At 40.8% G+C, this 9,419-nt stretch carries 6 protein-coding genes and 1 pseudogene; 4 read left to right on the forward strand and 3 right to left on the reverse strand.

Annotated features, from left to right (window positions below):
• The 3 genes and pseudogenes from B3143_RS09395 to B3143_RS09405 form a co-directional block, all read right to left on the reverse strand.
• Positions 1-620, reverse strand: a pseudogene (locus B3143_RS09395) (hypothetical protein); the annotation flags it as partial.
• 471 nt (positions 621-1,091) lie between these two features.
• Positions 1,092-1,376, reverse strand: coding sequence for a hypothetical protein (locus B3143_RS09400; RefSeq protein WP_004781710.1), 285 nt, complete (start codon positions 1,374-1,376; stop codon positions 1,092-1,094).
• Between the two features lie 74 nt (positions 1,377-1,450).
• Positions 1,451-3,802: a Tex family protein gene (locus B3143_RS09405; protein WP_286740202.1), complete on the reverse strand. Its 2,352-nt coding sequence runs from the start codon at positions 3,800-3,802 to the stop codon at positions 1,451-1,453.
• A 336-nt stretch (positions 3,803-4,138) separates the two neighbouring features.
• Between B3143_RS09405 and ompR the strand changes: the two genes are divergently transcribed.
• The 4 genes from ompR (at position 4,139) to B3143_RS09425 (ending at position 9,323) form a co-directional block, all read left to right on the forward strand.
• Complete coding sequence (ompR, locus tag B3143_RS09410; protein ID WP_004781707.1) at positions 4,139-4,903, forward strand: two-component system response regulator OmpR; 765 nt, start codon at positions 4,139-4,141, stop codon at positions 4,901-4,903.
• A 310-nt stretch (positions 4,904-5,213) separates the two neighbouring features.
• Positions 5,214-6,674, forward strand: a complete 1,461-nt coding sequence (locus tag B3143_RS09415; RefSeq protein WP_004781706.1) for an ATP-binding protein — start codon at positions 5,214-5,216, stop codon at positions 6,672-6,674.
• 205 nt (positions 6,675-6,879) lie between these two features.
• Positions 6,880-8,397, forward strand: a complete 1,518-nt coding sequence (locus B3143_RS09420; protein WP_004781704.1) for an acetyl-CoA hydrolase/transferase family protein — start codon at positions 6,880-6,882, stop codon at positions 8,395-8,397.
• A gap of 230 nt (positions 8,398-8,627) precedes the next feature.
• On the forward strand, positions 8,628-9,323 hold the full coding sequence (locus tag B3143_RS09425) for a DsbA family oxidoreductase (RefSeq protein ID WP_004781702.1): 696 nt from the start codon (positions 8,628-8,630) through the stop codon (positions 9,321-9,323).
• The last annotated feature ends 96 nt before the right edge of the window (positions 9,324-9,419 follow it).

Below are 9,419 nucleotides of genomic sequence, written 5' to 3' on the forward strand. Positions count from 1 at the left end.
CAAGTTTTACTCTGCCAAGATTTATCTTGAATCTCTTGAAAAAAAGTAAATTTATTTCTCTTAGCAACCTCAAAATATCCAGTAAAAGAATCTAAATATACACAGCGAAATAAAGGAATTTTAAGACCATTTTTAAAATCTTCTTTATTTACAGAATCTAAGTTATTTTCGTTAATAGAATCAATAATCATAGTATCGGTATTAAAGAAAAAATTTGAGTTATAAACTAAACTTACACCTGTACACGGTTTATTATCCTGCAGACCATATAACCTGAATTGATTTAAACTATTATGATTAAAAGTAAAACAACTTAAAAAAGTTTTATTATGTGAATCATATTCAATTTTATTAAGATGCAAGTATTCAAATAAAATATTCCCTTCAGATGGATCATTCATAAAGTCAGTTGAGTTTAGTCTAAATTTAGTTTTATTTGTTCCTAGCAATTGAGCAACACTAAAATTAGTATAATGTGCAACTTTTCTTTCATATTCACTATCAAAATCAACTAAAAGATTAGTTAGCATTTCAATAACATGATTTTGAAGATCTAGCATTTTTATATTAGCAACATTTTTTAAAAAAAGAACAAAATCTAAGTCTTTTCTAACTCTCACCCTATTGTTTAAATTTTCATTATAATTTAACAGTATAGAGGTGAAGTTCTGATCATAAAATCTATCCGGGAAGTAATATACTTTAAAATAATCATCACTAAAGTGTGTAGATATATTTAAAACTTTATAATAGATCTCTTGCGAAAGTATCGTTTTACCTAATTTTTGAATTGGCTAAAACCTTATAAAATGTAGCTTTGGGCTGTTTAAATTTTGACTAACGCAAGAAGTCTAATTTAGAAAATCGGAAAAAATCTTTTCAATAAAATCTAAATCATTAAATCTTATTGAGTAGAAATTTATTAAATATAGATAATAAGTTAAATTATAAAAATAAACTCCACTTCTAAAATCTATTTTATTAATTATATTAAAAAACTCATCTTCATTGATTTCATTCTTTATTTTGAGTTCCAACACCCTATATATTAAAACAATACTTCTAATATTTTTAAAGTATTTTTCTTGTAACTAACAAAACTTTAAATGATTTTCCTTTTTTATAGTATTATTATCAATATCTTCTTCATTATATAAAAAATCTATATTTTTATAAAAATCATCATTTTTTTGATCATAAAGACCTTTTTTAAGAGACTGCTTTTCATTTCTTATATCAATTAACAATTTATCAATATCTAATAAAAAAATATTAAAATCTACTTTTTCAGCACTCTCAAGGTTTTGTTGTAATAAATTTTTTATTTCTGCTCTATAACGATGAAAATTTACTATAACATTAAGCTTTTTATTCACAAACCACCCCAAAATATAAAAAGAGCCTTTCGGCTCTTTTTATATTAAATTACTTCTCAAACAAACTCATCAGTTTATTTCGAACCTTTAATTCCTGCTTGCAATAACAATGCCCCTAAACCACCAATTTTATTTTCTTGTGGTTTAGCCGCTTGAGGTTTCTTGCCATGCGGACGATCACCTTGCGGACGCGCATGCTGTGGACGTTTACCTTGTGGCTTGCGCTCACCGCGTTGCTCATTGTCACGGCGTGGTTGACGTGGTGCTTTCACTGGCGCTTCGGAACCTTCAGGACGCATCGACAGATTGACACGGTTACGTTCAACATCGACGTTCAGTACACGAACTTGTACGATTTGACCTGGTTTCACCACTTTATGCGGATCAGCCACAAATTCATTGGCTAATTCAGAAATATGTACCAAGCCATCCTGATGTACACCGACATCCACGAAAGCACCGAAGTTAGTCACATTGGTGACTACACCTTCCAGCTGCATGCCTTCAGTCAATTGAGCCACTTCAGTAATATCATCACGGAATTTTGCGGTACGGAATTCTGGACGCGGGTCACGGCCTGGTTTTTCCAGTTCAGCCAAAACGTCCTGAACGGTTGGCAAACCAAATTTATCATCCACAAATTCTTCTGCATTGACCTGGCGAATGATTTCAGTATTGCCAATAATGTCTTTTACCGTTGTTGCTTTCGCTTCAACAATTTTAGACACAAGCGTATATGACTCAGGGTGAACTGCAGATGCATCTAGTGGTTCTGAACCTTGCTGAATACGCAAGAAACCCGCTGCCTGTTCAAAAGTACGCTCGCCTAGACGTGGCACTTTTTTCAAATCCTGACGATTGTCAAAACGGCCATTTTCTTTACGGAAGTCCACGATTTGCTGCGCGATTGATTTGTTCAGACCTGCGATATAACCCAAAATCGCAGCAGATGCAGTATTTACATCCACACCGACCGAGTTCACACAGTCTTCAACCACTGCTTCAAGAGTTTTTGCCAGACCGGTCTGGTTTACATCATGCTGGTACTGACCTACACCAATGGATTTAGGATCGATTTTCACCAGTTCAGCTAATGGATCTTGCAGACGGCGTGCAATTGATACTGCACCACGGATCGATACATCCAGTTCAGGCAATTCCTGAGAAGCCAGTTCAGATGCTGAGTAAACAGAAGCACCCGCTTCTGAAACAGAAACACGAGTCAATTTCAGATCGCTATTTGCAGCCATCATTTCAGCAACCAATGCTTCAGTTTCACGGCTTGCCGTACCATTACCGATTGCAATCAGGTCAACATTGAATTCGCGGCAAAGACGTGCTAATTCAGTCAGTGAAACTTCTTTATCATCTTTCGGTGCAAACGGGTAAATGGTGCTATGTGCCAGTACATCACCAGACTCATTCACCACCGCCAGTTTCACGCCGGTACGGATGCCAGGGTCTACACCCAGAGTTGTACGGGCACCTGCAGGCGCAGAAAGCAGTAAATGACGCAGGTTTTCAGCAAAGACCTGCATTGCTTCAGCTTCAGCAGCCAGACGTTTTTCAGTCAATAATGAATGTTCGATCGTTGGACGAACTTTACCAAGCCAGAACAGTTTCGCAGTTTGCTTTAAGAAATCCTGACGGGATTGCGGCTGAATGGTATCCAGGTTGTATTCAGTTTCAATACGTGCCAATGGTGCATCATCTTCACCATCTACTTTAAGGCCCAGTACATTTTCCTGGCGGCCACGTAGCATTGCCAATAAGCGGTGTGAAGATACCTTGTTCAGATTTTCAGAGAAATCGAAGTAATCACGGAATTTTTTACCAACTTCTTTTTTCTCTTCGCTAGCGACCAGACTTTTCAGCACAGCAGTTTTAGCAAACATTGCTTTAAGTTCAGTGGTCAACGCAATATTCTGTGCCCAGTCATCAATCAGGATGTGCTGGATCGCATCGAGCTGGCTTTCCTGATCTGGATAATCTTCATGGCTAAAGCCCGCCAAAGCTTCTGCCGGATCCACGGCTTCAGTAAAGATTTTTTCTGCAATCGGACCTAAACCGGCTTCTTTCGCTTTAAACGATTTGCTGGTACGTTTTGGACGGTATGGTGCGTAAATTTCTTCTAGGGCATTTTTAGTTTCTGCCGCATTCACCCGTGCCAATAAATCATCAGATAATTTATTTTGTTCTTTTAGTGATTCGATCACCTTTTCACGGCGTTCATACAAATCACGCAAATACGATAAACGTGTATCGAGCTGGCGTAGTTGCGTATCGTCTAAGCCCTGCGTTACTTCTTTACGGTAACGTGCAATGAAAGGAACGCTGGCACCCTCATCAATCAGTTTGATGGCAGCTTCTACTTGATTTGGACGTACGGCAAGTTCTTTTGCCAACTGCTGAACTAAGTCAGTCATCGTGTTTGATCCCACAAGGATAAGTACTAAATGGCATGATTATAAAGACCAGGTCTATAAAATCCACCATTGTTTTTATTAATTTATATAAGCTTCAGATAACCGTATACGATCGTTTTCCAGTTTTTCCACTAAAGTTTGCATGAACTTTGCATTTTATTCTTGTTCCGGGACGATTTTTTTCGCATATAGATGTATATATTTGGTATCTATGTCTTGATTTTAACTGCAATATTTGATGCTTTAGAGCATAGTCAATTAATAGTAATGAATCGTATACTCAAAGCATATTTCATTTTTTGTTTATGACGACAATAAAGAATAAAGGAGCACCTCATGAGTTTAGTGGTACCTGCTGAAAAACCCGATGCTGTACATACCGAAACCGACCGGGTCGAGCGCATCCTGGTTGTCGATGATGATGTGCGTCTGCGTACCCTGTTACAACGTTTCCTTGAAGATAAAGGCTTCGTCGTTAAAACTGCGCACGATGCCACCCAGATGGATCGATTATTACAGCGGGAACTGTTTTCTCTGATTGTGCTCGATTTTATGTTGCCTGTAGAAGATGGCCTCAGCATCTGTCGTCGCCTACGCCAATCGAATATTGATATTCCAATCATTATGCTCACCGCACGTGGTAGCGATTCAGATCGTATTGCAGGTCTGGAAGCTGGTGCAGATGATTACCTGCCTAAACCATTTAATCCAAATGAATTGCTAGCACGTATTCGTGCAGTTTTGCGTCGTCAAGTCCGTGAAGTTCCAGGCGCTCCTAGCCAGCAAATGGAAGTGGTATCCTTTGGCCCATGGTCACTGGATCTGTCCACTCGTACTCTGACTCGTGAAGGACAGGTCGTCACCTTAACTACCGGTGAATTTGCCGTATTGAAAGCCTTAGTCCAACATCCACGTGAACCTTTAACTCGTGACAAGCTGATGAATCTGGCACGTGGCCGTGAATGGGGTGCGATGGAACGTTCAATTGACGTTCAGGTATCACGCTTACGTCGACTGATTGAAGAAAACCCTGCCCGTGCGCGTTATATTCAAACCGTTTGGGGTGTCGGTTATGTGTTTGTTCCAGATGGTGCTGAATAATTTTCTTATTAGAAGAAAGTAAAATATTCGTCCGTCTATAAATCTAGTTTTGAATTACGTGACAAATTCATTCGCAATTGTCTGAGGCAGGAGGTATTCATCTCTAATGTTTCTGCGATAAATTGATTACTTGCCGCAATTTGACGAGTTTTACAAATGAAAATGGTTTTGCCTACTTTTGCCGAAACAAAAGTAGGTCGAACCAAAGGTTTTAACCTATATCTAAATTACAGATGGTTTGACTCCGGTGTGATAAGGCCTTTTAATCAACTTATAATAATTTGCTGAAGTCATAGCACAGGATTGCTCAGTGAAACTCGACCCCATCGACCCACAAAAATTTACCGATTTTGTCAGCTATTCAGAAAAAAAACGTACCCCTTGGGAACGCTTTCTGGACAAAGTCAAACCGCGCTCTGCAGCAATGCGAACCACTGTATTGGTGGTCTTTGTGGTCTGTTTCAGCCTGTTCATGTCAATCTGGTTTTTCTGGCGTACGCTTTATTTACCTGAAATTCAGCAACACGCGCGTTATCTGGCCATGGAGCTGGAGATTCTCAACAATCCGGACCTGCGTCTTTATCATAAAGAACAGGAAGTCGATATTGATAGCTGGCTCAAAAACCGGATCGGAATCGAATATGTCACCAATCCTGCTGAATACCCCAATGTAAAAGACAAGGTCATTGCCGAATTCTTTACCAATCAGATTGAAACCAAACTAGCCAAAGAATTAAGAATCGAACAGGCAACCGTTTATTTCCAGTTCAAGCCAAGTCCACGCATCTGGATTCAAACCCCTGAAATGAATGGCAACTGGGTACGTGAACCTCTTAAGACCTATGCCAACTATAGCCCTGAACTGATTCTAGGCTGGCTGCTTGGTACACCACTCATTGCCGGCATTATTATTCTGACCCTAGTGCGTCAGCTGAACCGTCCTTTACGCCGCTTGCAGAATGCAGCAAACAGCTATAGTAAAAATGGCTCTGCTCCTTATCTGGATACCAATCATGGTCCGCTGGAAATCCGTCAGGTGAATCATGCCTTTAACCAGATGATTTATACCTTGGATCAAACCGAGCGTGATCGTCGAATCATGCTCGCGGGGATTTCACATGACCTGCGTACACCGTTGACCCGTATCCGTCTGAGCGCAGAAATGATGCCGGATGAAGACTTCCTCAAAGAAGGGCTGATTTATGACGTCGAGGATATGGATGCCATTCTGAACCAGTTCATTTCCTATATGCGGGATGGCTCCGATGAAGAGCTGCAAGAAACCAATGTCAATGTACTGTTGCAGGAACTGGTCAAGCAGTTTAAGCCACTCGATATTCGCTTTACACCTCAAGAGATACCACTGGTTGAAGTACGCAGTATGTCGCTGAAACGCCTGATTGGTAACCTGATCAATAACTCGAAACGCTATGGTGCGGAACCAATTGAGCTTGCTGCCTATGTGCAGGACCATAAACTGATGATCAGTGTGGCCGATCATGGTGAAGGGATTCCAGAAGACCAGATTGAAGCGCTGATGCAACCCTTTGTTCGTGGAAATTCTGCGCGTACCGTACAAGGCAGTGGTCTGGGTCTGGCCATTGTCAAACGTATTGTAGATATTCACTCAGGTGAGCTGCATATCCAGAATCGGCCTGAAGGCGGTCTGGAAGCCATTATTGCCTTACCTCTGAAAACAGCAGATTCAGAGGCACCTACTGCCCCAACCACCTTGGATAAAATTCGTCAAACGCTCACTGATCACTTCTAGTAAGTGATCACAAAAGCATCAAAATACTTTTTAGTATTTCTATACAATTCATTTTAATTTTCAATAATTCAATTATTTAAAAAACATCATTTTTCATTATACCTACATTTAGCTAAAAAATTAGACCTTAGCCTAACACCTATGCAAAATACATTTTTTGATCGGTACAATCCGTATCATTATTTAAGAATTTATGAGAGTTGAAATGTCTTTAGATCGTATCCGTTTAGCCTCCCTACACAACAAAGTCATCAGCCCTGAACAAGCTGCTGAATTCATCGAAGATGGTATGACTGTGGGTATGAGTGGCTTTACTCGCGCTGGTGAAGCGAAGGCGGTTCCTTTAGCTTTAGTACAACGCGCAAAAGCAAATCCATTAAAGATCACGTTAATTACTGGTGCATCACTAGGGAACGATCTAGACAAACAATTGACTGAAGCTGGTGTATTGGCACGCCGTTTACCGTTCCAGGTCGATAACACTTTACGTAAAGCGATCAATAAAGGCGAAGTGATGTTCATCGATCAGCATTTGTCTGAAACAGTTGAACAGATGCGTAACCAGCAGTTGAAAAAACCTGATGTAGCGGTAATTGAAGCAGTTGCGATCACTGAAGATGGCGGCATCATTCCAACAACTTCTGTAGGTAACTCTGCAAGTTTTGCAATTTTTGCAGAGAAAGTGATTGTTGAAATCAACACGAATTTAAGCCCAGCGTTTGAAGGCTTGCACGATATCTACATCCCGACATATCGTCCAACGCGTCAAGCGATTCCATTGACTCAAGTGGATGAGCGTATCGGTACGCATGCGATCAATATCGATCCATCTAAAATTGTTGGTATCGTATTTAACAGCGAATTGCATGACTCTCCATCTACTGTGACCGCACCAGATGATGAGACTCAAAGCATTGCCAACCATTTGATCGCTTTCTTTGAAAAAGAAGTGGCTGAAGACCGTCTACCGAAAAACCTCGGGCCTCTTCAAGCAGGGATTGGTTCAATCGCAAATGCGGTATTGACGGGTCTGAAAGATTCAAACTTCGAGGACTTGATCATGTACTCAGAAGTACTACAAGACTGTACCTTTGAATTGATCGATGCAGGTAAGATGAAGTTTGCTTCAGGTTCTTCAATTACACTTTCTGCTAAATATGGCGAGAAAGTATTTAACAACCTGGAGCAATACAAAGACAAACTGGTATTGCGTCCACAAGAGATCTCTAACCACCCTGAACTGGTACGTCGTTTAGGTATTATCGGTATCAACACTGCGCTTGAATTCGATATCTACGGTAACGTGAACTCAACTCACGTTTGTGGTACCAAAATGATGAACGGTATTGGTGGTTCAGGTGATTTCGCACGTAATGCGCACTTGGCAATCTTCGTGACCAAATCAATTGCGAAAGGTGGCGACATCTCTTCAGTAGTACCATTCGCGTCTCACGTAGACCATGCTGAACACGATGTAGACATCTTGGTAACAGAACAAGGTCTGGCAGATCTTCGTGGTCTGGCGCCACGTGAACGTGCTCGTGCGATCATCGACAACTGTGCCCACCCAATGTACCGTGATGCATTGAATGATTACTTTGACCGTGCATGTGCAAAAGGCGGCCATACCCCTCATCTTCTTCGTGAAGCGCTTTCTTGGCACTCAAACTTCGAAGAAAATGGTCATATGCTTGCTGTTGAAGCTGCGGTAAAAACTGCATAATTGACTGCATTCACAAAACGCCCTACGGGGCGTTTTTTTATGGCATTTTTATATTTTTTTGAGTAGCGGGAACCAGATTCTTTTGACGGACTCATCTGGCTATCACCTGCTCTTTCTTCTTTTATTAACCTGCTGATCCGCCGTAGAAATACACTTCTGACGATCCAGGGCTTTAAATTCTGATTCTTCACCCTCATACTTGAACATAAGAGCAAAATTAGAGACATGACATGCGCGTAGATATTTGGTCAGATGTGGTTTGCCCCTTCTGCTATATTGGTAAAAAACGTTTAGAAGCTGCTGCAAAGGAAAGTGGGATTGAACTTGAAGTCCATTGGCATAGTTTTCAGCTAGATCCTGAAGCACCAGTCCGTCAGGAAGTTTCTAACTCTGAGCGTTTGGCACAAAAATATGGCCGCTCAGTGCCAGAAGTTGAAGACATGCAGCGCAATATTGCAGCCATGGCTAAACAGGAAGGCATTGAATTTAACTGGGAAGGTGCCAATTCTGGCAATACCTTGAATGCGCATCGCATCATTCACTTGGCACAAAGCAAAGGTCTAGGCAATGAAGCTCAGGAAGCCTTTTTCTACAGCTATATGACGCAAGGCCTGCCAATTGGTGAACGTGAAACGCTGGAAGATGTCGCAGCGCGTATTGGCCTGAACCCGGTTGAAGTAGATGATTTACTCGACTCGGATGAATTTGCGGACTTTGTTAAATTTGACCAGGAAGTGGCGCGTAACCAGCTCAAAGTTACCGGTGTTCCGTTCTTTGTATTTGATCAACGCATTGCTTTGGCAGGTGCTCAGCCGAAGGAAGTTTTCTTGCAAGTTCTTGAAAAAGCTTTAGAGGAGCCACAGGAACAGCCAACAGCTAATCAGTGTTCTACAGATGCTTGTGATGTTCCGGCAAAGCCTGAATAAAAATTAAATCAAATCAAAAAATCCCCATTCAAGATGGGGATTTTTTATGAATGATGTGAACTATTCAACCAGAAAACTAGGGTGTGTTGACACTTT

The sequence above is a fragment of the Acinetobacter sp. UBA1496 genome, from assembly GCF_002324975.1.
GTDB classification, from domain to species: Bacteria; Pseudomonadota; Gammaproteobacteria; order Pseudomonadales; family Moraxellaceae; genus Acinetobacter; species Acinetobacter variabilis.

Coding starts and splice junctions, on each gene's coding strand:
- B3143_RS09405 (WP_286740202.1), bottom strand. CDS start 3,802: ATGACTGACTTAGTTCAGCAGTTGGCAAAAGAACTTGCCGTACGTCCA.
- ompR (WP_004781707.1), top strand. CDS start 4,139: ATGAGTTTAGTGGTACCTGCTGAAAAACCCGATGCTGTACATACCGAA.
- B3143_RS09420 (WP_004781704.1), top strand. CDS start 6,880: ATGTCTTTAGATCGTATCCGTTTAGCCTCCCTACACAACAAAGTCATC.
- B3143_RS09425 (WP_004781702.1), top strand. CDS start 8,628: ATGCGCGTAGATATTTGGTCAGATGTGGTTTGCCCCTTCTGCTATATT.